Source organism: Kitasatospora sp. NPDC001119, from assembly GCF_053598475.1.
On sequence record NZ_JBSFKI010000015.1, the window covers coordinates 143,099 to 166,728 of the forward strand.

At 69.3% G+C, this 23,630-nt stretch carries 18 protein-coding genes; 7 read left to right on the forward strand and 11 right to left on the reverse strand.

Features of this window, described 5'->3' with window-relative positions:
* Position 1: 1 nt before the first annotated feature.
* Positions 2 to 1,192: a type I-G CRISPR-associated RAMP protein Csb1/Cas7g gene (gene cas7g / locus ACWDD9_RS20125; protein WP_449812198.1), complete on the reverse strand. Its 1,191-nt coding sequence runs from the start codon at positions 1,190 to 1,192 to the stop codon at positions 2 to 4.
* A gap of 879 nt (positions 1,193 to 2,071) precedes the next feature.
* On the opposite strand from cas7g, the gene ACWDD9_RS20130 reads away from it, so the two are divergent.
* On the forward strand, positions 2,072 to 3,970 hold the full coding sequence (locus ACWDD9_RS20130) for a DNA/RNA helicase domain-containing protein (protein ID WP_375874390.1): 1,899 nt from the start codon (positions 2,072 to 2,074) through the stop codon (positions 3,968 to 3,970).
* 249 nt (positions 3,971 to 4,219) lie between these two features.
* Here the strand turns inward: ACWDD9_RS20130 and ACWDD9_RS20135 are convergent, their stop codons facing one another.
* The 8 genes from ACWDD9_RS20135 to ACWDD9_RS20170 form a co-directional block, all read right to left on the reverse strand.
* Positions 4,220 to 5,263, reverse strand: a complete 1,044-nt coding sequence (locus ACWDD9_RS20135; protein WP_375874389.1) for a GIY-YIG nuclease family protein — start codon at positions 5,261 to 5,263, stop codon at positions 4,220 to 4,222.
* A 331-nt stretch (positions 5,264 to 5,594) separates the two neighbouring features.
* Positions 5,595 to 7,103, reverse strand: coding sequence for a restriction endonuclease (locus tag ACWDD9_RS20140; protein WP_375874388.1), 1,509 nt, complete (start codon positions 7,101 to 7,103; stop codon positions 5,595 to 5,597).
* 976 nt (positions 7,104 to 8,079) lie between these two features.
* Positions 8,080 to 8,412 (reverse strand): trypco2 family protein, encoded by a 333-nt coding sequence (locus ACWDD9_RS20145; protein WP_375874387.1) that lies wholly within the window; start codon positions 8,410 to 8,412, stop codon positions 8,080 to 8,082.
* 146 nt (positions 8,413 to 8,558) lie between these two features.
* Positions 8,559 to 9,245: an HNH endonuclease family protein gene (locus ACWDD9_RS20150; protein ID WP_375874386.1), complete on the reverse strand. Its 687-nt coding sequence runs from the start codon at positions 9,243 to 9,245 to the stop codon at positions 8,559 to 8,561.
* A 42-nt stretch (positions 9,246 to 9,287) separates the two neighbouring features.
* Entirely contained in the window at positions 9,288 to 9,815 is a 528-nt protein-coding gene (locus tag ACWDD9_RS20155; RefSeq protein ID WP_375874385.1) for a hypothetical protein, read from the reverse strand.
* A gap of 386 nt (positions 9,816 to 10,201) precedes the next feature.
* Positions 10,202 to 10,648, reverse strand: a complete 447-nt coding sequence (locus tag ACWDD9_RS20160) for a SitI3 family protein (protein ID WP_449812248.1) — start codon at positions 10,646 to 10,648, stop codon at positions 10,202 to 10,204.
* 213 nt (positions 10,649 to 10,861) lie between these two features.
* Positions 10,862 to 15,496 (reverse strand): caspase, EACC1-associated type, encoded by a 4,635-nt coding sequence (locus ACWDD9_RS20165; RefSeq protein WP_449812199.1) that lies wholly within the window; start codon positions 15,494 to 15,496, stop codon positions 10,862 to 10,864.
* Positions 15,497 to 15,532: 36 nt separating this feature from the next.
* Positions 15,533 to 15,913 (reverse strand): effector-associated constant component EACC1, encoded by a 381-nt coding sequence (locus ACWDD9_RS20170; RefSeq protein ID WP_375874383.1) that lies wholly within the window; start codon positions 15,911 to 15,913, stop codon positions 15,533 to 15,535.
* Positions 15,914 to 16,129: 216 nt separating this feature from the next.
* Here ACWDD9_RS20170 and ACWDD9_RS20175 point away from each other — a divergent pair, with 216 nt between their 5' ends.
* From ACWDD9_RS20175 to ACWDD9_RS20200, 6 genes are all read left to right on the forward strand, one after another.
* A complete protein-coding gene (locus ACWDD9_RS20175) occupies positions 16,130 to 16,864 on the forward strand; it encodes a WXG100-like domain-containing protein (RefSeq protein WP_375874382.1) in 735 nt (244 codons plus the stop codon).
* Entirely contained in the window at positions 16,861 to 17,517 is a 657-nt protein-coding gene (locus tag ACWDD9_RS20180; protein WP_375874381.1) for a NucA/NucB deoxyribonuclease domain-containing protein, read from the forward strand. The genes ACWDD9_RS20175 and ACWDD9_RS20180 overlap by 4 nt, the downstream gene beginning before the upstream one ends.
* A gap of 19 nt (positions 17,518 to 17,536) precedes the next feature.
* A complete protein-coding gene (locus tag ACWDD9_RS20185) occupies positions 17,537 to 18,355 on the forward strand; it encodes a hypothetical protein (protein ID WP_449812200.1) in 819 nt (272 codons plus the stop codon).
* Positions 18,356 to 18,357: 2 nt separating this feature from the next.
* On the forward strand, positions 18,358 to 18,990 hold the full coding sequence (locus ACWDD9_RS20190) for an SMI1/KNR4 family protein (RefSeq protein WP_375874379.1): 633 nt from the start codon (positions 18,358 to 18,360) through the stop codon (positions 18,988 to 18,990).
* A 551-nt stretch (positions 18,991 to 19,541) separates the two neighbouring features.
* Entirely contained in the window at positions 19,542 to 20,306 is a 765-nt protein-coding gene (locus tag ACWDD9_RS20195; protein WP_449812201.1) for a hypothetical protein, read from the forward strand.
* 139 nt (positions 20,307 to 20,445) lie between these two features.
* A complete protein-coding gene (locus ACWDD9_RS20200) occupies positions 20,446 to 20,958 on the forward strand; it encodes a hypothetical protein (protein WP_449812202.1) in 513 nt (170 codons plus the stop codon).
* 988 nt (positions 20,959 to 21,946) lie between these two features.
* Here ACWDD9_RS20200 and ACWDD9_RS20205 read toward each other — a convergent pair.
* Together ACWDD9_RS20205 and ACWDD9_RS20210 are read right to left on the reverse strand one after the other, a co-directional pair.
* The gene (locus ACWDD9_RS20205; RefSeq protein ID WP_375874376.1) at positions 21,947 to 22,765 is read right to left on the reverse strand and encodes a hypothetical protein; all 819 of its coding nucleotides are present in this window, start codon (positions 22,763 to 22,765) and stop codon (positions 21,947 to 21,949) included.
* Between the two features lie 461 nt (positions 22,766 to 23,226).
* Positions 23,227 to 23,630 (reverse strand): WD40 repeat domain-containing protein (locus ACWDD9_RS20210; protein WP_449812203.1); only part of this gene is annotated, 404 nt, incomplete at its 5' end.

The window sequence follows — 23,630 nt, forward strand, 5'->3', positions numbered from 1 at the left end:
TCTACTCGCCTTCCGCCTCGCCGATGCCCTCCAGGCGGAAGGAGCGCTCGATCGCCTGCTGGACCTGCGTGTTCGGCCGCAGCCGCACGGGCTCCTTCGACCACACCAGGCCAGCCTCCTCGGCCCGCGAGCGCGCGAAGTCGAACAGCTCCAGCGCCTGCCCTGCAGTGTCCAGCTCCAGCGGCTCCGTCACCGCCACGCCCTCGCGCCCGCGGCCGACCCACTCGATCCGCTCCGACACCAGCAGCAGGTCGCAGCCCGATCGCAGCCGCACCGCCGGCGCCGCGAACGCCAGCCGGTCCCCCAGCAGCGCCAGGGCCGCCAGCAGGGCCCTGCCTGCCCGCACGTACTCTTGCGGCGCGTCGCCGAAGCGCAGCGCCCGCAGGCCCGCCATGGCCAGCGTCGCGTTCCGCTCGATCGCGCGGACCGTCACCCCGCCCATGCCCTCGACCGGCGGGATCATGCCGTGCCCGACCGCCGACGCCTTGAGCGTCTTCCCCTTGCCCTTCTTCCCGGTGCCCTCGACCGGCCTCCAGCCGTCGGCGGTCAGCTCCACGTTGTCGCCGGGGAAGTTCCACTTGTCGAAGCGCCCCGCCGCCCTCTTCCCGGACAGCGGATCCAGGCCCACCAGCTCCGAGGTGTAGGTGCGCGGCACCTTCAGCTGCACGCGGCGCTTGCGGTGCGAGTCCCACAGCCCGTACACGAGGTCCGACGGCGCCGACTCCAGGAAGGCGCGCACATCTCCGGTCCCGGTATCGCGAAGCGCCCGGCCCGTGTCCGTCTCGTCGAACTTGACCCCGGACTCGTCCAGCGCGTCCCGGAAGTAGGCATCACGGGAACGGTGCGGCGCATCCAAGTTCGTCATCCGAAGCACCCGGCCTTCCGCGGTCACATGCAGCGCCAGATGCGGCACCACCACATCCCCCAGGTCGACGGCCTCCAACAGAGCCGTCTCGCAGCGGTTCGCCTGCGACTGCCGCTGATCCAGCAGCACCACCCTCGTGCGTTCCCCGCCGACCCACCGGTTCTCGAACAACTGGCCCGGCCCGTCGCTCTCCTTGAGCTTCACCGTCGGCGGCGCCACGGGCGCCCCCAGGCCGGCCACCGGTTCGTACTGGGCCACGAGCCGGATCGCACCGTCCGTCGACAGCCCGTTCGCCGCCTCGGCCAGCCGCTCGTACAACGCTTCCATGAAAACCTCCTTGGGCAGAACCTCTCGGACAGTTCGCATCGAAGCAGCCCCCACCGACAGCCCCCACTCGTTTGAGTGATAAACCATCAGAACTTTTTTCAGAGACATGAGTTGAGCTACCATCCGGCAGATTCAGGCGACTGGCTGCCGTGATCCTCCCAGGGGGCTCGAGGTGGCGACACAGCACCGGGCATCACCAGTTGACCTCCGAAGCTCTCTTCCGCCCACGGAGCACCAGCCACGGCTGAGAGCGATGGAGGCAGCGAATTCTGCCCGGCGCGTCACCCAGGGACGGCCCGAGGAGTGATCGCACTGCTAGCGCCCAGCAGGGATCAGCTACCCAGCCCAGGTCACGGAACATCCCGAAGCCCCAGGCGCCCTCGAAGCAGGACACATCGCCCAGGTGCAGACGGCACTGCGGGTCCCGAACCGCAGCTCCGTCTCGCTCAAGCAGAAAGCACGTCTCGGAACCGAGACGTAGTCGACTTGGATGCATCGAGCGGCAGCTCGCCAACGCCGAGAACTCACGGTCAGAACCTCTAGGTCGGTATTAGATCACCGGGTGCGGCGGGGTTCGGCGCACACCGTTTCGCGGCACACGAGGAACGATCGGCAAAGGATGCGGTCTGGTGCGTCGACCGCAAGTGTCGCCAGGCGCGTGGCTGGCTCTGCAGAGAGACGGTGAGCGGGCCCCAGTGCGCTCCGCATCCATGCCTGACAGCAACGAGGAAGTCTCTGGGCCCCTTTCCTCTAGCGTTCGAGTACGAGCTCAGACCACCCGTTGTAAGTTTGGCCAGTCATCAGCGCGGCCCGCCGGGCTTCCCTCCAGGGACATGCCCCCACCCGCACGAGTCACTTCGTGCTGCCTGGGAGCATGTCTTGCTGTTCCGCGACTCCGCGTCTGCGGTCGCCACCGAGAGCCTGGCCGGATCACTGTTCGTGCGCCTCATCGACCAGTTCGTTCACAAGCACGGCCACAAGCCGAGCCCGTCCGAGGTGCGCTCCTGGGAGCGGAGCATCCCGGTCCTGACCAACGCTCTGCTGGACGCCGGGCTCGGCATGGTCGAGGTACTCCTTGAATACTCGCTGCCGCTCAACAGCAAGCGCGCGGACGTCATACTCGCCGGCGTGCACCCGGGCACGGGCGAGCCGTCGTACGTGGTGGTCGAGCTCAAGCAGTGGAGCAGCGCGCTGCCGGAGGACGGCGAGCCCCTGCTCTGCCGGGTCGACGCCTACGCCCGGCCGGTGCTGAACCCGATCGAGCAGGTCCGCGGCTACTGCGACTACCTGATCTCCTTCAACGGCGCACTCGCCGCCCATCCCGAGCGGCTGTCCGGAGTGGCTTTCCTTCACAACGCGACGGAGTTCGGCGTCCAGGGCCTCTACGAGGTGCCGCAGGACGAGCGCGGCCGGCTCTTCACCGCCGAGCGCCGCGGGGAGTTCATCCAGTACCTCCGATCAAAGCTGGAGCCGGTCTCCGGCGCCGAGGCCGCAGACCAGTTGCTCGCGGGCAAGGTGGCCCCGTCCAAGCAGTTGATGGCGGTCGCCGCCGAGGAGGTCCGCGAGCGCGAGCAGTTCGTACTGCTCGACGAGCAGCGGGTCGCCTACGAGTTGGTGCTGCGCGCGGTCCGCCAGGCGCAGCAGTCCGATCACAAGGAGGTCGTCGTCATCACGGGCGGCCCGGGGACCGGGAAGAGCGTCATCGCGCTGTCCCTCCTGGGTGATCTGTACCGGCGTGGCGTCACGGCTCTGCACGCGACCGGGTCCAGCTCGTTCACCACCACCATGCGTCGGGTGGCCGGCGCGCGGAAGCGTGAGGTCCAGGACCTGTTCAAGTACTTCAACAGCTTCATGGCCGCCGAGCGCAACGGGCTGGACGTGCTGATCTGCGATGAGGCGCACCGGATCCGGGAGACGTCGGCGAACCGCTACACCCGGGCCGCCCAGCGCACCGGCAAGCCGCAGATCGAAGAATTGATCGACGCTGCCCGGGTTCCTGTCTTCCTGCTGGACGAGCACCAGGTCGTCCGGCCGGGCGAGATGGGCACGGTGGCCCAGATCAGGGCGGCCGCCGCCGTGAAGGGCCTGGGCTGCCAGGTGGTCGAGCTGGACAGCCAGTTCCGCTGCGGCGGCAGCGACGCCTACCTGAACTGGGTGGTGCGACTCCTGGACCTCGAGCCCGGCGGCCCGGTCGGCTGGGAGCCCGACGGCAAGGTCGTCCTGGAGGTGGTCGACAGCCCCCAGGAGTTGGAGACGTTCCTCGACGCCCGGCGCGCGGAGGGGTACGGTGCCCGGATGTCGGCCGGGTACTGCTGGAAGTGGACGACGAAGGTCGCCCCTGGAGACCCGCTCCCCCTCGACGTGCGCATCGGTGACTGGGCCCGGCCGTGGAACGTGTACGGCGACCGCTCGATCGCCGGTGCCCCGCCCGCCGCGCTGTGGGCCACCGACCCGGCCGGCTTCGGCCAGGTCGGCTGCGTGTACACCGCCCAGGGCTTCGAGTACGACTGGAGCGGCGTCATCCTCGGGCCGGACCTCGTCTGGCGCACCGACCGGTGGATCCCCGACCGGACGGCGTCCAAGGACCCCGTGTTCCGCAAGTCCACCACCGACGCCGACATCAGCCGCCTGATCCGCAACACCTACAAGGTGCTGCTGACACGAGGAATGATCGGCACCGTCGTGTACTCCACGGACCCGGAGACGCGCGCCAAGTTGCGGGAGCTGGTCTCCGGTCAACACGTCGGCTTGGTCGAAGTGGAGCACACGTCGGACTGAGCACCGAGCCGGAGCGGCGCCTCAGGGAGCGGTACCGACTCATGCGGCCTACCATCTCTTCAGCGGGGCGCCGCCCGACGATGTCGGCACCACCGAGCACTTCATCTGGACTCGGGCTGACTCTATGGCTGCGGTGGCTGTCTCGGCGGGGCCGGTTGGACGGCCTGAAGGCCAACTGAGCGCCGGGCCGGTGGGCCAGGCGATGTGATCGCTCGGCCTGCCCGCTGCTCGCTGTTTGCCGAGCTGACGTCAGGGCACGCCAGTTTCTGCGCCCGTTGGAGGCCTCGTTGCCGCTGCGGGCCTTTTGCGGGTCCTACGCATCGAGGACTGGCGAGGGACGCCGTAGAGCAGCGCCCCGTCGAGGTCGCTCCGAGGTTGTTGACTCGTGGCCGCTTCTGCGGCCTTCTTCTCCGTGTCGCGCTCCGCCTCCAAGTCCATCTTCTTCGTCGTGTACATCAGGGCGGAAAATGCAAACCCCATGACTGGGGCGGCGATGACGCACGATGAAAGGAATTCATGGGCGCCATAGGAAAGGTATCGGTCCCAGAATCGAGCCATCTGCTGCACCGGCAAGAGTGGTGCGATGAAGTCATGCAGCATCAGGCTGAAGCGTAACTTGCTGTAGCAGTACCAAATACCTAGGACAAGCCACGGAACGCGACGTAGGGCTCGTGAGTCGCTGGTCAATACACGCAGTGCCAGCCACGCCATGCGGATTGTTGCCTGCGGGACCAGGACGAGGAACCGGAACCACCACTCGCCATGGCCGATCGACTTGTTCATGGAAGCCTCGGCCAAGGTCTCGAAGAGCTTCCCGTCCCAGAGTTCGCCGAATTCATCGATGACTTGATCACGCCGCCTGGCTCGGCTCTGTGCTCGGGCTTCACGACGCATTCGCCATCGAGCGCGCCAACCCGGGGACCAGTGATGGTCCAGCAGAATGCTGGCCGGCTCAGAATCGGATCGCAGGTCGGAGACGTTGGTGTGGTAGTACGGCGCGTTGAGAAGACGGTGGCCGGCCGCTACGTGCTCGCTGATCTGCCGCTGCTCTTCGGCGTCGAGCTGGCTCTTGTCGACCGTGGCGAGGACCGAGATCCTGGGCGTCTCGCCGTTGGCGTAGAGGATGCCGAGCCAGGCGTTCATGCCCTTGTTGGTGGGCTTCGCGAGGTGCTGGGCCAGCCGCTCGTGGACAGGGTTGACCGTCTGTCCGATGTATCTGATCTTGTCGTCGCGAGGATCGGTGAGCTTGTAGATGGAGCCGTTCGTACGTGCTTCTGAGCGCCGTCCGGCCATGCCGTTTTCCTCTCCCTGTTAGACCCCTCGGGGGAGGCTACCGGCACCCACCGACACTGATGCTCGTAGCCGGATTCCCGGCGGCCCTGGCCCTTCCACTGACTGCGCCCTGCTGGGCTGTCTTCGAGGTGTTCTGTCCGGCCGCCGGGGCCCGCTCTCGATCGCCCCGCCGGATGGAGCGTCATCCCTCACTCCGCAGGCCCTGGTGCGCCCTTGGAGTGAGAGAGGGAGGACTGACCCAGCGAGGTGGAAGCGGTGCTCGTCCGACGGGTAGCGGTTCGGGCCGGGCCGGTGCTGGCTCTGAGTCGGGAGGGTTCGTCCTGCTGCATGGTCAACTCGGGCTTGTGGGCGTAAGGGTGAGCTTGACCAGGACCGGGGTGGGCTTCTGGGTGTTGCCGGACGCGTCGGCCAGCAGCCAGCCCTCAGCTCGAGCGGCGCTCGTGCGCTTCATGGTGAGGTCGGTGGCCCGGTTGGCGGTGAAGGTCAGGAGTTCGGTCCAGTCCGGTGCCTGCCGGAGGTCAAGGCGTTGAAGGCTTCCGTCGACGGAGCTGCGGATGCCGGCCGCGAGGATGGTGTATTCGTCTGGGCCGGTGGCCGCGCGAGGGTCGGGAACGGCGGAGTCGATCCAGTCCTCCTTGTCGGCGGACGGGTTCTTGCTGACGTCGATGGGGGTGCTGCGCCCAGTGCCGCTGAGGAAGTGTCGCTCGTCGCCAAGGTGGATAGCCCGCATGCCGTTGGGAAACGGGACGTCGTGGCGGGTCTCGTCGCCGGGCCGTTCGCCGATGCGGTTGATGGTGACCGATCCGTCGGCCAGTCCCCCGACCTGGTTGTAGACCCACAGGGTGCCGTCCCGCCCGGCTTCCAGGGTCGCGTAGCCGCCGAAGCCGCCGGCCACGAGCTGAAGGTCGCGGGTCTTGGGGTGCCAGCGTACAAGCGCGCCGCGGCACAGCACGGTCACCGAGCCGTCGATGCTGCGGACGGCCCGGTCTTCGGTGCCGGGCAGCGCCAGGGCCCACTTGATCTTGCCGGTCGTGGTGTGGAGTTCAATCACGCCGGCGTTGGTCGTGATCAGGAGCCGGTTGGCGGGAGCAGCGCTGATTCCGCTCGGGTGCTGGTCGGACTGCCAGACTCCGGTGAACTCCACGCTGGCGTCCACACCTTCGGCACTGGTCTTGACGATCGGCCAGGGCGGCGGGGCGGTGGCTGTCCGCGTAAGCACGGGAACGTCCGGTTCGGCGTGCCGGGGGACGACGATGTCGGCCAGGGGGACCAGCCGGTTACCGGAAGCGGCAGTCTCGCCGTAGAGTCGGTGCAGCAGCTCCTCTGGGTCGAGTAGCCCGCACAGGGCTGCCTCTATGTGGGAGCTGTCCATCAGGAGCAGCTCGTTGTGGCGGTTGATCCACTCCAGTGCGTTCGAGTTGAAGCCGGTCGCGGACAGGACGATGGCGCGGGTACCTGGGGGGCGGGTGGAGAGCCGCTCGGAGAGCTTGGTCAGAGGGTCCGCGCTGAGGGGGTCGGCTTCCCACTTGGCTTCGAGAATGTAGTTGTGGCCGATCGTGAAGAAGACGTCCGTCTCGTCCCTGCCGCCTACCCCGATCACACTGGGCCGGGCATCGTGTCCCCACGCCTTGAGGACGTCGGCGATCAGTGTGTTGAACGCCTGCCCCCGCTTCTGGGGCGTCAGGCCGGAATCATCGCGCAGACCCTTGTAGGTGGCCAGGAGGCCACGAAGGCGCAGAGTGAGGTTCAAGTCCACCGCGTCATCCTCGCGGATCGAACGCGGATAGCGAAAAGGCGCGGCCAAAGCAGGCCGGCTACCGCCGATCACAGATCCGGCCATTGCGGCTCCCCTCTGGCAGGGAAGGCAGATGGCTGTGGCTCGCCGGGGCGGCGGTTCGGCGGCGTTCCAACGCCAGTGGTCTTCATCACCTTGACCCGTGATCGGACCGCACCGCTATTGACTTCCTCTACGGGGTAGTCGCGGGCGCGGCTGCGGAAGGGAACGATCTGGCGTCCCGCCGCCAGCAGGGCCGCCGTTGTCACCGGGGCGCGCCGGGCGGCGGGGTTGCTGGTGGGGTCGGCAACTTCCTGGAACTCCACTGCCTCCAACGTTGGCCGCCAGGCCGCCACCGTGGGCGGAGAGGGCGGCCCAAAAGGCGGGGTCGTGGTCCAAGACGTAGGCGGGGAGCACGTTGAGACGCCCGCAGCCGGAGTCCGTCTGGTCGTAGGCGACAACACCGGTGAGGTAGCAGTCGCAGAACACCGCCGCCCCGGACAGCCCCGCAATCGGTGAGGTACCAACCGCCGGCCACTCGGTGGCGGGGGCGCAGGTCCATGATGTACTGGTTGCCGACGAAGCTACTGCCCCGGGCTTACTTTCCTGTGCAGGTGCGAGCGCTCGACCACGTGGCCGCGGCGCTAGGTCTCGTCGGGGACGCCCCAGGTCTCGCACGGGGCGCCGGGGCGTGTGGTGTCTGGCCGCCCCCACCGTACGGGCGCGGTCGGCGGCTGCCAGTGAGGGGAGTCGTCGACGAGGACCAACGCAGCGTCGTCGCGCCCACCGGAGGTGCCGGCCCAGACGACCTGTGCGGTTGCGGTGCCGGTGCCGACCGGGTGGAGGACGGTCACCCTGGTGCCGGTTGGACCGGTGACGTGGGCGGAGGTCAGGACCAGATGTCCGCCGACCGCGTACCCGGACCCGCGTCCGCCCGGCCCGTTCACCCCGGCAAGACGTACCCGCTCCACCCACGCCCCCTACAACCCGCCCTGCATGCCGCCCGCTGGCCGCGACCGGACGACGGCCGCGATCCCGGTCCTCAGTCGCTGATGCGCCCGCTGGTGTCGCCGGGCCCCGCCGGGCGCTCCTGCGCGGAGCTGACCAGGAGGTCGCCCCCGTCGGGGCGCTTGGGGGTGAGGGTGAAGGAGACCCGGTGGGTGCGGGTGCGGGAAAGACCGGCCTCGGTCTCCGCGCCGACCGCGAACAGCTTGAAGCCGGCCTTCGCCTTCGCGTCGGCGCGCAGCTCGACCTCGAACTCCATCTCCACCGGACCCACCGCGAACACCACCCCGGGGTCGTCTCCGACCTGGGCCGCCGCCTTCAGCAGCTCGTCGCGCACCGCCGCGACCGCGTCCGCCAGCGGAACATCCATTCGCACCCACCCCTTGAACACCTGACCTGCGATCATGCCGATGCGGACACCGTAGAGCCCGCGCACCGGCACACGCAGGCGAAAGCCCAACTCAGCCGAACCTGCCCGCCTGTCCATCGGCTCTGGGCGGGCGGGCTCACCGCCGGCTACGCGCAGGTGTCCAGCATCTCGACCAGCGCCGTCTTCTCGGACTCGGTGACGGTCAGGCCGTAGAGGTGCTTGATGTCGGTCCAGGCCCGGGAGTAGGTGCACCAGTACGACCGCAGCGGCGGCCTCCAGGCGTCCGGTCCCTTGTCGGCCTTGGCCCTGTTGCTGGCGGCGGAGACGGCGACCAGCTGGGAGTGGGTCAGGTCGTTGGCGAGGGCGCGGCGCTTGTCGGTGGTCCAGGTGTCGGCACCCGCCCGCCAACTCGCCGCCAACGGAACCAGATGATCAATGTCGAGGGCCTTGGCGTCGGTGAAGGTCTTGTCGTCGTAAGGGCTCACCCAAGTGCCGGAGACGGCGCGGCACTGGTCGTCCTGGACGACGTCCTGGCCGTCGCGGGCGAGAACCACCTCGCGGGTGTCGCAGGTACCGTACTGCTGGACCCAGTGCGGGAAGCGGTCCCGCGAGTACCCCTCCATGGAGTGCGGGGCTTCGACGACGAGTTCGTCCAACTCGGTACGGGCTTGGTCGGCCGGAGGCGGTTCGGGCAGCTGCCGGTGCTGGGCGGTGGCTGCGGAGGTGGCCGGTGGTACTGCGGCTGCCGCTGCTGGCGCGGCTGTGGGGGCGAGGACGAGGGTGAGTGCGGCAACGGTGGTGGCGCCTCGGCGCCACCAGGCAGAGGTGGTCATGCGGCAAGGGCTACCGGCCGGGGACAGCCGACCGTCGTACCGTCACCCGGTGGTCGGCGCGCCGCCGGTCCCGTTGACGTGGGCGGGCCAGGCGGCAGCCCGGGCCTGGAGGTAGGCGGTCCAGTCGGTCACGGCCCAGGAGCGCCATCGGGTGAGGGTGTTGAGGTTGAGGCCGAGCATGGGGGCGAGGACGGCCGGGGGCATGTCCTGGGCGAGTTGGACGAGGGCGGCGGCCCGGGCCGGGCGGCTGGGGATGCCGTGGGCGGTGAGGCGTCGCGCGAGTGCGGAGCCGGTGATGTGCCGTCCGGGTTCGGCGGAGGGGAAGAGCCATGGATTGGGGTGGTTGGCTGCCCAGCCAGGTGGTCGCGGCCGGTCGGCGAAGTCGGCGAGGAGCCGGACCAGGGGGTCGGGCAGGTAGATGGGCACGCGGTCCAGGAGAAGGACGGTCTCGCCGGCCCGCTCGGCCACGGAGTCGGTCGGCAAGGCGGCGATCCGGGTGACCTCCTGGCCGAAGAGGTAGAGGACGGCCCCGGCGGCGCGGACGTCGGGCGGTAGTTCCGGGTCGGTCAAGCACTGGTGGAGGCTCTCCCAGTGGGAGTCGTCGTCCAGGACGACGGGTCCGGGCGGGGACGGCGAGGTCGCGGCTGTGGCCGCGGCGTGCGGCCCAGAGGAGGAAGTCGCGGACCTCGTAGCGGGTGCTGCGGCCTCCGGCCAGCCACCGGTCGACCTCGTGCTGGCTGACGTCGGCCAGGGCCAGGTCGGCCTTGGCCATGGTGGCCAGGAAGTCGGCGGCGGTGTCGGGTCAGGCTCGGGCGCCCTCTCGATCGGCCGCTGCCTGCTTCCTCTCTGCCGACTCTCGCCGGAGACACTCGCGCCGCTGTCCCGGGCCTCCGGCCGGGGACGGCGTGTCCAGGATGGGCGAGGGGCCGGGCCGGATTCCCGGACGGCGCTGGTGGTCAGTCCTCGTAGACGAACTCGTGCGTGTGGCGGCGGTAGGGCCCCGAAACGGCGGCGAGGCGGTTCGGCGGCCACACGTCGGAGCTCTCGCTGAGGCTCAGTTGGCCGTCCTGGCGCACCATCCAGACGTCCTCGTAGTCGAGGTGCAGGACCGCGTCTCCGGGCACCCGCGCGAGGAGGGCGTCGGCCAGGCGGACCATGTCGTCCTGCTGGCCCGAGAGGTCTGCGTTCTTCCCCAGCCGGAAGTCGATCGAGACGGTCGGGGTGAAGACGCGGCCGCCGATCTGCGGGTCCCCCCAGGCGATGGGCCTGCGCTGGGTTACCCGGATCCAGGTGCCGTACGCAGTGAGTGCTCCGGGCGCGACCAGTGTGTCGACGGTCTCGGAGAGTCCACCGCGGGCAAGCGCTGCTGGTTCGAAGCCGCGAACGCCGCGACCAACTGGAATGGCCCCAGGTCATTGGCGAACCCGCGGTGCTCTTCCATGGTCCAGACGTCGGCAGCGGCTGACGAGAGCGTCATTGCGGGCCTGATCTATTCCTGGGTCGGTGCTCGCTGTCTTTGTACTCGCGAGACGGTGGCCGCTGCCCTGCCCGTCCTGCTCCGCGTCACCTGGCCCGGATCCACACCCCGCTCCCGTCCGACGGTCCGCCGCCCGCCGTCACCTGCACGGCGGGCGGTACGGCGTGCCGGGGAAGTAGCGGTGCCACTGGTCGGCGGTGATGATGCCGCCGACCAGGTCGCAGAGGCGGGCAGTGACCCGGTCGATGTCGGGGTCGATGAGGTAGGCCCGGCCCTTCGCCCCGCTGTCGTCACCGGCCTTGTCGATGAGGAGCCCCTGCCCGTCGGGGCTGAACGAGGCGGCGTCGATCACACCGGGGAGGGTCAGCGTGCCCACGTCGGTGGCGGCGCGCGGATCCTCCACCCGCCACAGATGGAACTGGCCGACGAGGGGATCGGTGCGTCGACCCGCCTTGGCAAAGCTGGCGAGCAGACGGCCGTCGGGGCTGAACCCGATCGCGCCCGGCCGTTCGGCGGTGAGTGCGTTGGTCTTCACGGGGTGGTGAATGTCGGAGACGTCCCACAGGTCGATGGTCTTGTCGGTCGTCACCGCCAGGGTCCGTCCGTCGGGGCTGAGCGTCATGCCGTTCACGATGCCGTTGAGAAGTTCGGCGTGGTCGGGATGACCGGGGTCGGCGAGGTTCCACAGCTGGATGGACTTCGGGTTCTGGGACTCGCTGCCGGTGGCGATGCCGAGCAGGTCCGATCTCCTGCTCTCGAACACGACACCGACACTGATCGGGAGTGAGGGCGAGGCGACGGGTCGGCTGGGATCGCCGAGGTCCCAGACATCGATGCTCCGGCGGTCCTGCCGCTGGTCGATGGACACCAGTTTCCGCTTGTCGAGGAGGAGGCGGCCGGGCGGCTGCGGAGACTGCATGGTGGACAGCTGCTTCGCGGCGTTCGGGTCGCCGACGTCCCACAGGTGGATCAGCCCGTCACTCCCGTTGAGGGCGAGGATCCCGTCCGCCAGAGCCACGTGCGAGTCCTGATTGCCGAAGCCGCTGTGGGGGACTTCCTCAGCGATCTCGTTGAGCGTGCTCCCCGGCGCCGGGTGGTCGGGGTCGGTGATGTCCCAGAGCCGTGCCGGACCGCCCTTGACGTACGAGAGCAGGGTGCGGTCGTTGACGAGCAGGACGTTCGGAGCCGTTAGTGTGCCGGCCGGGCGCAGGTCGTAGGGCCCGGTGGTCCGCCACAGCCGGTATCTCTGCGTGAAGCTCTCGTAGTGGATGCGGGCGTCGGTGGCCCAGGCCAGGATGCCGCCCTCCGGCGAGTAGTCGCCGTCCTTGCGGGTGTTGGGCAGGGTGGAGTCGATGGAGGGGTACCAGTGCCGGATCTCCGGTTCGGTGCCTGCGCTGATCAGGGACCCGCGTTCGCCGATCTGGACCGAGGTGAGCACCCCGGGGGTGGGGAAGTCGGCCAGGACGGCCGGCTGGTGCGGGTCGGTGATGTCGACGGTCTCGGCATGGCCGAGCTGGTAGCCGTCGTCGTTGGAGCCCCCGAGGGTCAGGGTCCGGCCGTCCGGGGAGAACCCGATCGCCCCCACGAGCTGACCGGTCGCGATCGCCACGGGGTAGGTCGAGTAGGGCGGATCCGCGATGAAGTCCGGAGTGGGTGTGGTGACCGGGTCGGGCTTGGCCGGGTTGGTGGTGTCCCATAGCAGCACGCCGCGGCCGTTGGTACCGACCGCTAGCAGCGGCTGGCGCGGGCTGAAGGCCAGTGAGAGGGCGTGGCTGTCGTTGAGTGCCGCGGTCCGCGCGGGGTTGGCGAGGTCGGCGACGTTCCACAGCTCGGCCGCGTAGTTGCCGTCAGCCGCTTTGACGGATATGGCGAGAAGGCGCCCGTCCGAGCTGAACGCGACGGACTGCGGCGCATCGGTGCCCGGGGGGACGGTACCCGCCCGGACCGGATGCCGGGGATCGGTGAGGTTCCACAGCTCGGACCGGTCTTTGTCGACGGCTGCCAGTGCGTGGCTGTCCGGGCTGAAGGCCAGGGTGCCGTGGGTGTCCGCCAGGGTGGCGACGGCAGCGGGGTGGGCGGGGTCGGAGACGTCCCATAGTTGGACGGAGTCACCGGAGTTCGTGGTGGCCAGGAGCCGACCGTCGCTGCTCAGGGCGAGGCTGGTGTCGTGGGTGTCGATCAGACCCACGGGTCGGGGCCGGCGGGAGTCCGAGAGGTCCCAGAGCCGGACGGTGTGATCGCGGCCGCCGCTGACCAGCAGGTGCCGTTCGGCGTTGAAGGCGAGCTTCCGGACGGTGTCGGTGTGTCCCTCGATCGGCGTGTAGTACGGGGCGAGCGCGGCGTTGTAGACGCTGCTGCGGGCCTCCGGGGTGTCGGCGATGTGGCGGGCGGAGAGGGCGAGTTGGAGGGCGAGGGTGGGGTCGGTCGTCCGGAGGCGGTCGGCTGCCTGGGCGCCGAGCTTGGAGGCCAGGAGGTCGCGCTGCTCGTTGGCGACCCGGTTCTGCCAGACGGCTGCGCCCACGCCGGTGACGGCGACCAGGAGCAGCACGGCGAGGGTGGCGGCCAGGGCGCGCAGGCGGGTGGTGCGGCGGCGGGCGGTGTGCTGTTCGGCGGTTTGTCGGGCCAGGCTCGCCGTCACGAACTCCCGGGCCGCTGGGACGGTTCCGTGCCGTTGGGCGGACTCCTCGATCCACTGACGGGCGGCGGCGAGCCGTACGCCCTGGTAGAGCGCTCCCTCGTCGCGGCCGTCCTGCTCCCATGCCTTCGCGGCGTCGTGGAGGCGTTGGCGGACCACCAGGCCGGCGCGGTCCTCGCGGATCCAGTCGGCCAGCCGTTTCCAGGCGCGCAGCACGGCCTCGTGGACGAGTTCGGCGTGGCCGTCGTCCACGACGACCAGGCGGGCCCGGATGAGTGCGTCGAGGGCGGCGGGTGCGGCCGGGTCGGTGTCGAGGCCGAGGTCGGCCAGCGGGGCGCGGCGGCGGGTGTCCTCGGCGCCGTCGACGACGTGCACCAGGTGCAGCAGGATCTGCTGGACGGCCCGCTGCTCCTCGGGGGTGAGGGCTTGGTAGGTGTCCTCGGCGGTCTGTCGGACGGCGTGCCAGATGCCGCCTGATGCCTGGTAGCCGGTCAGGGTGAGGACTCGGCCGGTGCGTTTTTGCCAGGTGGCCAGCAGGGCGTGCGACAGCAGGGGGAGCGCGGTCGCGGTGTCGTGCCGTTCGTCGCTTCTGGTGCGGAGGTCCTGGAGGAGGAGGTCCACCAGGCCCTGTTCCACGCGCAGGCCGGCGAGGTGGGCGGGCTTCTCGATGGCGTCGCGCAGTTCCTCCGGGAGCATCGGGCCGACCAGGACCTGGCTGGCCTTCAGTGCGGTGTGCAGGGCCGGGTAGGCGGCGCAGTGTCCGTAGAAGTCGGCGCGCAGTCCGAGCAGGATCACGGCCGGCGGGGTGTGGCCTCGCTCGGTGCGTGAGCAGAGGGCGGATAGGGCGCGGATGAACGCCTCCCGTTCCTGCTCGTCCTTGCAGGCGGTGAACAATTCCTCGAACTGGTCCACCACCAGGAGCAGGCGGGATCCGTCCGTCGGCAGGTCGGCGATCGATTCCGGGCTCGTGGTCAGGGTGTCGAGGAGGACTTCGCGGCGGGTGCCCGGGTCGTCTGGGAGCAGGGCGGCGAGGACGTCGGCGAGCCGGGAGAGCGGGTGCTCTCCCGGGGTGAGTACCGCGCGGGGCCAGCGCCAGGCGTTCTCGGCGCCGGGCAGGCCGCGGTCGAGTGCGGGCAGCAGGCCGGCGCGTAGCAGGGAGGATTTGCCGGCGCCGGAGGGGCCGACGAGCACGATCGGGCCGTCGAGCGAGAGCTTGGCGGATACCCGGGCGACGAGTTCGGCGGTCAGCTGCTCGCGGCCGAAGAAGAACCGGGCGTCCTGTGAGCCGAAGGGTGCCAGGCCGCGGTATGGACAGGTGTCCAGTTCGGGAGCGGCGCCGGGCTCCTCCTCCGGTCCGGTCGGCGGTGGCGGCTCCGGTGGGGAGGTGTAGGCCGGGTTGGTGGTCAGTACCAGGTCGCCGGCCCGGTCCTCGGAGTGGCAGTACGGCTTGGGGAAGCCGCGGCTGGGCAGCGTCCGGGCCAGGTGCCGGTGGATGTGGCCCAGTGTCAGCTGTGGCGGGCCGGTCGGGTCGCCTTCCCGTAGCAGGCGCAGCAGTTCGCCGCTGAAGGCGGTGTATTGGGCGCCGACCGGGGCCAGTGCGAGTTCTTCCGGGGCGGCCGAGGCCAGCGTGAACCCGCCGCCGGGGTAGGAGGTGTCGAACAGGCTGGCCGCGCCGGCGACGGGGGCGGCCCGGCCGGAGTAGCAGCAGTCGAGGACGAGGACGATCGAGCGCGCCCGGGAGGAGGCCAGGACCTCGCGCAGCGCGGAGTAGCGAAGGGCCCGGAAGGCCAGGCCGCGGGTCAGGTGGTCGGTGGTGCGGGTCGCCAGGTGGAGTTCGCCGTCCAGCCCGACCAGGCCGTGGCCGACGTAGTACACGAGGAGTACTGATTCGGCCGCTTCGGCGGTGGCCGTCAGCGCGTCGCCGAGGACGAGCGGGTCTTCGGGGTCGATCACGGTGCGCACGTGGTCGGGGTCAAGGCCGCAGCGGGTGACGAGCTCCTCTCTGATCGCGTGGACGGTCCCGGCGGCCGCGGGGACGTCGGGCAGGACGGATCCGGGGATGTGGGTGCCGGTTCCGATGATCAGGGCCCGTGTGCCGGGCAGGCTCAGGGGCAGGCCGAGGGGGCCGGCTGGTGTCATCCGGGGGCCTCCGGTGTCACTCGTCGCCACCTGGCGTTACTCGTTGTCGGCCGATGGGGCGGCGGCCGACTCGGATGGGCTGGCGAGTAAGGTTCCGACCTCGCGGACGAGGGTGGCGAGGGCATCCGGGTCGAGTCCGTGGACGGCCGTCGCCCGCAGCTCGATCGAGCTGCCGTCCGAGCGTGTCACGTGGACGACCGTGTCGCCGCTCTGCCGGCGGATCCACGCGATCAGGGCGCTGATCAGGCCGGAGGCGACTCCGCCGGCGCCGAGGGCGACGGTGAGCACGTCCGCGAGGGTGCCCAGCGAACCGGGTCGCGGAGCCGTCCCGACCGGTTCGACGCGCCCGCGCAGGGTGGGCTCGGCTCGGAGCCAGGCCAGTAGGGAGCCGATCGCGGTGGTGTCGGCGTCGTCCACGCGGATGAGCACCTTCTCGTCCAACGCTCCCCCAAGTCTCGTTTCTTGAACGTCTGTTGACTTAGCGTCAGTGTTGCGAAGGGCTCGGGTCAAGTGCCGAGGCAGGGGGCTGCGGCTCCGCGGTGGGCGGACTGGGTGTCCGGCCGGGCGAAAACAGCCGTAGCCCACCGTGTGCGTGGCATCATTCTGTGTGCGTGTCGCCGTTGAGGGGGAGCGATGGCCATCGAGTTACCCGGTGGACTGGTATGGGTCGTGGACTTGCTGGGCGTGCCGTGGCCCCAGATCAACGAGGACAAGGTCAGGGAGTACGCCGGTCACGTTCGGGGCTTCGCGACGAACATCGACCACACGCACGCGGCGGCAACTGCCACCCTGCGGGAGATGGCGCAGCACTATCAGGCGCAGTCGTACAACCAGTTGGTCGCGCGCTGGTCGAAGATGACTCAGGATCACCTGCACGAACTCGTTGCCGTGTGCAATGCGTCAGCGACCGCTCTCGACGTGGCTGCGGATGCCATCGTGGCGATGAAGGGCGCGGTGATCGTGGAGCTCGGCATCCTGGCCGCCGAGGCGGTGGGTGGGACGATCGCCTCTGTCGCGACCCTTGGCGTTGCTTCGGTCGCCGAGGCGGCGGCGATCGCGGCGACGCGGAAGATCGTCAACCAGTTGATCAAGGAGGCCGAGGAGGAGGTCGTCGCCATTCTCATCACCAAGGCCATGGATCCGCTTCAGAAGCAGGTCGAGAAGGCGGTGAAGGGGTTGGTATTCGAGGGGGTGAAGAAGGCTCTGGCCGGTGCGGGGCCTGGCGCGGCCGGCAATGTCGGGACCGGGTTCCGGGTCGATCCCGCGAAGCTTCTGGCGACCGCGGAGAAGCTGAAGAAGCATGCGGATGACGTGCGGGGGCATGCCAGGACCTTCACGACGGCGACTGCGGCGGTGAGCTTCGGATGAGCCGGCACCCGATCACAAAGGCACTCGAAGATGCCGCCAAGAAGATTGGGAGGACCATCAGCAAGGAGGCGGCCGACGCGGTCAGTGGCATGTACGAGCATGCCAGCGCGGGCGCCAAGCAGGTCGTGAAGAACGTCACCGCGGCCGACGAGGCGCACAAGCGCAGCATCATCGAGCTCGCGGAGAAGATCGCGAAGAACCCGGGTACAGGCGGCAAGGGAGGCAAGGCGAGGCTTGTGGCCCAGGCCGACGCCAGGACCAAGCTCGCCGCGGCCGTCGGGGCCAAGGGGGACTTCGACGTCGAGTACCTGATCGACAGCGGCAAGTATCCGGAATCGGCCAGGCACATTGCGGAGGCTCAAAACGGGCAGATCTGGCGCGGCGCCTCGCACAGCCCTGGCGCGCCGCTTCCCTCCGTCCTGACCATCGACCGGGCGGGCGGTGACGACAATCGAGATAATTCGCTTCGCGGAATTCCCACCAGCCCTTCCGGTCAGCGTGACGAGTACCCCCCGGCCATGTTCAAGGAGGGAGGGAGAGGGGCTAGTGTAAAATACATCAACGGATCCGATAATACCGGCTCCGGCTCAACCATGGGGAAGGCCTTAGGCGGACTCCCCAACGGGACGAGAGTAAAGATAAAAGTGAAATAGATGAAGATCGGAGGTGGTTGTGAACAAGAGTGAGAAGATTATCTCCAACGCAAGGGAGGGCAACTTCCTTGCCGATCTTCCTGCCCTGTTGGAGATCGCCGGCAGGAAGGGCGGGGCCCGCGGGCCGGTGTGGGAGGCCGCAGCCGCCGCTGTGCAGATCCTCTTCTGGACCGGGGAGTTCGGGCAGGCCGCCGACCTGGCGGAGGCGTTGATCGAACGCGACGGCCCCCTCGGCGGGGAACTCTGCGACCAGTCCACTCCCTTCCGGCAGGCCCTGCTCGCCGCCCAGCTCCATGCGCAGAAGCCGGCCGCGCCGCGCCTGACCGCATGCGCCGAGCATGTTCCGGCGGGTCGCGTCATGCGCAGGGACTTCGAGTGGGCCTCCGGGGAGCTGGCCCGGCAGGGCGCGGAGCGTCTTCTTCCCTGCCACAGCGACTGGGGCGGTCCGGTTCTCCCGCGGGACGGCGTCATCGGCGCGGAACTCCTGGACCGCGACTTCCGCGACCTGGACCAGCGGCAGGGCCGACTGGTGTGGGAGGCGCTCTGCGAGACCAACGACTTCACCCGGGCCCACCAGCTCCTGGCCGAGACGGACGCGGAACCCGAGCAGTACGCCATCTGTCTGTGGATGGCCGGCTGGTACGCCACGCGCGGCGAGACCGAGCACGGCGAGCGCATGCTCCTGGCCGCGCACAGCCGTTGGTGGCCCTACGCGAAGTGGGACGCGATCCCGGACGCGCCCGTCCTCCAGCCCACCCTGCGCCTCGTGGCCACGGACCGGGTGCGGCATCATTACCTCACCAGGGCGATCGGCCCGGAAGCACGAGCAGCGGAGTGAAGATGCCCGACAGTCCACTGGACCAGCTGCTCGGCCGTGCCCGCGGCCCGATGGGCCCGGCCATCGACCTCGACTTCGGTTTCGACACCGGACCGCTCCAGGAGCTCGGGGCCCTGCTCGGCCGGATGAACGGCTTCTTCGTCTTCAACGCCGGCGTGCAGGTCTTCCGGGCCGGGGACGAGGGGCTGGGGCCCGACCTGCTGTCCTGGAACTCGGACGAGGTGTGGAAGAGCACCTACGAGGGCCTGGCCGATCACGTCTTCTGTTTCGGTCAGGACCTTTTCGGCACCCAGTTCGCGATCGTCGGCGGTGAGCGCGTCGTCACCTTCAATCCCGAGACCGCGGAGGTGAAGGACCTCGGCGCCGGCCTGGACGACTGGGCCGCGTGGCTGCTGAGCGACCCGGACGTGAACGGCGTCGCCTCCTTCGCCCACGCCTTCCAGCAGCAGAACGGCGCTCTTGCCCCGGACCAGCGTCTTGTACCGCTCCAGTTCTTCGTCGCCGGCGGTGAGTTCGCGTTCGAGAACCTCGTGGTCCGGGAGGCGGGCGAGGCGATGCGGATCAGGGGCCCGATCGCACAGAAGATCCACGAGCTGCCCGACGGCGCCACCCTCCGCCTGGGAACCACGCAGTAGGCAGGAACCTCCTCGACCGGCCCGTCTCGGCCGCGCGGGGTCGCCCTGAGGCTGGAACTCCCTGAGGGTTCCAGGGCGACCCCCGTGCCGCCATGGCCGACGACTGAGGGGAGTCCGGCCCCGGCTTCGACCGGCCCCTCATGGAGGATCACCTGCGCGGATCCTCCACGCTGGCAGGGCAGTTCACACTTCGATGCCGACAACCTGGCCGAATTCCCCGAACCGGTGCATGACGTCGGCAAGGATGCTGTGTCTGGCAGCACGGCCGGCACACCGTCGAGGCCCTCAGCGGGAGGGCCGGTGCTCCTCACAAGGGGCCGGCACGCGGCTGGCTGCGTCACGGCGCCGGGTATCCGTTCGCCGCCATCGAGCAGGGTCATCACCGCGGCCTTCCCGGTTACCGGGACCTGCGGACGCCCATCGACTCGGTGAAGACGCGAACCCACAAGGACCAGGTGGTGGGGACACGACCCGGGTCCGGATCCTGGACGGCTACGATCTCGATGGCCCCGTGCCTTCTGCGCCCACGACTTCTCCCGAGGACTGGTCACGTGACCCCAGAAGTGGTTCCCTCCGGCGACTTCGGACCGGACGAAGTCACGACCGCCACAGGCAACAACGTGAACCGGCTTGTGGACTTCATCAACCAGCGAGCCTTCGACCAGGTCAACGTCATGGCCGAGAGCCTTCGCTCAAACCCTGGCGCCCTGCTCCGCGCTGCCGCATACGCACACGGCGCCGTCGACACGGCGATCGCCGCCGGGCGGGTCGACCTGGCCGCCAAGCACGTCCGACACCTGATGGAGCAGGCCCAGAAGTGGGCCGAGCACCCCGACTACCCCATCGACACGATGGCTGCCCTGGCCCGGGAGGCGGGCGGGCCCCTCCCCTGCCCGGAGCCCGCGGCACCTGCCCGGCCGGCAACCGACTCTCCTCGTGCCGCCTCCCGAAAGCCGGCAGCGAACGGAGGATCGCCGCAGAAGATCACGCTCGTTCAGGCCCAGCGCTTGTTCCGCGAGATGGGACTGGCCGTCGGCGGCGACGACCAGGCGGGCTTCACCTTCCGTGCCGTCGGCGGCCGCACCGGCAACCTGCCCGTCAAGGCCGCCCACCGGATCGATGTGGAATATCAGGTCCAAGGCGGCTACACCCTCACGAGACGTCATATGGAAGACAACCCCGACGTGCTGGAGCACTTCCGATGGGCGGCGGAGAAAGCCCCGATCCACGGCTATACCATCACCTGGGAGCCGAACAGCGCTCGAATGGAACTGACCCGCTCTATCGACACTCCTGGCAACGGGGACGGCCGATGACCACCACGGGCATACGATCTCCCTGGCGTGAAGGGCAAATCGCGACCCCGCCACGATTCACCGTGGCCTGGAATCCAGGCACGTCACGTCCGGTCCGTTCCCGGGCTGCGGCACGGATTGCGGACGACGGAGAACAGGCATGACCACGCCACCGGAACTCACGACAGCCGAAGCCGACCTTCTCGGCTACATCCGTATCCACGCCGAGCTGTACGAGCACTCTGCCCCAGGCACCGCGGGCTGGGCATACCGCTCTGCGTACCATCTTCTTCTCCAGCACGGTCGCTTCTTCGAACCGGCCGCCCTGCCCATCGGCATCGCGCCCATGACCGAGAAGCTCTGCTACGGCAACGCATCCACCACCGCCCGGCGACGCCCGGGTCTGGTCTACGTCGAGGGCTTCGCCGCCGCCGGTGTCGGGGGCGACAGCGTGGTACCGCTCGCGCATGCCTGGTGTGCGAGCACCGACGGTACGGTCGTCGACCCGACGTGGAAGGACGGATGGGGCCAGACGTACTTCGGTGTCCCTGTGGTCGACCCGGACCGGTGGCCCGACCCTGCGGCCGGCGGCAGTGTTCTGGACGCCTTCGACCTTCTGCGCACCGGGCTGCCCTCCCAGGCCTTCGGTGACATCGGCCGGCGCTCTCCGTGACAGGCCGCAGGGCTGCGGCGCCGAACGGCGGTTCGGGGACGCGGCCGCCGAGGTAGGCGTAGGGGCGGCCGGATACCGGGCGGGGTCGTGCGTGCAGACGTGTGGTGCCGGCAACCTTCTACAGCCTTGCGCTGGTGACCCAGCGGACCGCCTCCCAGGTCGGCCAGAGGGGTGTCAACGTCGCCCAGCCGCTGCGGCTCTTCGACTCCCCCGCAACCTCCGACACACTGCTCGAAGACGGAGTGCTCACCGCGTACGGCACCTGGATCCAGGTGCCCCCGCCGCAAACCCAGGTGCTGGTGGGACCGGCGGATCGGCGGCCGTGTCTTCACCCCGACCGTCTTGGTCGCCTTCCGACTGGGCAAGAACAGCGACACCGCCAGCCGACCAGCCGGGCAACATCACCCTCCTGGCCGACGGCCTCCTCGCTCAGGTGCCCGGCCTCGCGGTCCTCCACCTCGACCACGAAGACGTCTGACTGGTACGCCAGGACGGCGATCTGGCCCTCAGCGAGCGATCCGACGCCTTGGCTGCCGAACCGCCTCACCGCCATCTCGGAGGCCCTACCGTCGCCGGACGCACGAGTTCGTCGACGAGGCCGAAGCGCAGAGCCTCTGGCGACCCCGGGCCCGCACTGTCGCCGACGCGGGCCCGGAGGCGCAGTGGGCGGCCAGGTCCTCGTCAATCCACGTTGCACGCACCGGCTCCGGAAACCGCGTCTTCCCGTCACGGTCGAAGTCGGCAAGGCATACCTTCTCCGGGACGACACCAGCAGCAGCCAATACACCGCCCCCGGCCGGAGCGCTCCCTCCCAGCACTCCTCCCACTACATGAGCGCGCCCTGCCAACGCCTCTTCCAGGCGATCAGCCGTTCCGTCGCCATCGAAACTCATGAAGTGCGGTGTGAAACCAGGGAGTTCGCCGACGCCTCGGCTACAAGAGCATTCCTTCGCGACCGGTGACGTCCAGGAGCTGCGCGCTCCCGATCCTAGAAGGGAGCGCGGGCACGGGTGGTGTAGAGGGCGAAGGCCGACTCGGTCATGTCGATCGCCATTTTGGTGATGACCAACGCGGCCTTCGTCGAACCGGTGAACCTGATCCAGCTGACGTCACCGTCGGTGGCCATCGTCTCGCGGTCCAGGACGGTGAGGGTGCCGTGCAGGTCGCCATGCGCGAGGGAGCTGCAAGCACTCCAGACCAGTTCGGCGCGTTCCCCTCCGGCGGGAATGTGCGTGCCGGCCGCGCGCACGATGCCGCCATACCCAGGCATTTTGAGCTTCCCGTTCGACAGCTCGCCCTCCGGTATGCCGACCGTACGCAGCAGGCTCTTGATCCGTTCCTGGCGTTCCTGACCGCCCTCCAGGGTGTGGCCTAGCAGTTCGATCTTCGCGGTGCTGCTCTTCAGGTCCGCGAGGTGCATTCGCAGGCAGCGGTGGACCCGCTCGCGGCGGGAGGCGGGGCCGAGCAGCCACACGGCCCGCGCGGCGTTCTCCAGAGCGGCGCGCAGCAGGGTGAACGGAGCGTGGGTGGGCAGCAGCATCTCGCGGTGGCCGGCGTTCTCGGTGCCGCTCACGAGAGCCGCCAGGGCTCTTAGGTGGTCAACGGCCACGACCAGGGCATGGTGAGCGCTGTGGGAAAGCTGGTACGGGTTGGTTCTCGCGTCATCGCCGGCGAGCGCACTGCCCGCCTCCACACGCCATCCGGGCCATGGACCGGCGGTACGTTCGCCAAGCAGCGCGACGCGCTCGAAGTGACGTAGCAAGGCGTGCAGGACAGCCGTCTCGTCAATCTCGTCAGGGGTCGTCATGGCCGGTCAGGCTATGGGTCCTCCACAGCCGTGATCCAGCGATTTCCCGCCTGCGCCGTAGCGCCTTCGGTGCTCCAGCGACACCAAGACCCCATGCCGCACTGGTTCCGTCGAGTCCGCCTTCCACCGCGTTTTCGTCAGTACGCGGAGAAGGGTTGTCGTCATGCTGACGGCTCATTATCCGGGGCTACTGGCCTGCGGGAGCGGGCCGATCCGGCGTCGGGGGCGCGGAGGTGCTGGCCGAGGTGCCCGTGGAGGCGGCGCCGGGGCTCTTGTCCCAGCTGGGCGAGGCCTTCGCCTCCTGGTGGTCAACCAACGTTATGTAGCCGGTTAGCCCGACGTTATGTCGGGTTGACCGGCCACATAGCGCTTCATGTGCGTTGGCGGGGTGGTCGCTCGGCTGTCGGGGACTGGTGGTACGTCCGGCAAGGCTGAGCCGGGGGTGCCGTCGGGCTGAAGGTTCATGAGTGGCAGACCGGCCTGGAGGATTTGGGTAGGTACGCCGCTTTCTCCTCAGAGGTGAGGTCGCGGGCGACGGCTGCGCAGATCGCACTGATCGCGGCGTCCGGTTCGGTGTAGAACCAGAGCCGCGTGGTGGTGTTGCTGCCGCCGCTGGCGAGGGTGTGCCCGTCCGGGCTGAACGCCACTGACAACACGAATCCGCTGTCGGTGAGGGTGGCGGTGGTCTTGCCGGTGGTGGTGTCCCACAACCGCACGGTGGCGTCGTCACCGCCGGTGGCCAGGGTGCGCCCATCCGGGCTGAACGCCACCGAATTGACGTTGGTGGTGAGGGTAGCGGTGGCTTTGCCGGTGGTGGTGTCCCACAGCTGCACGATGTGGTCGGCTCCGCCGGTGGCGAGGGTGC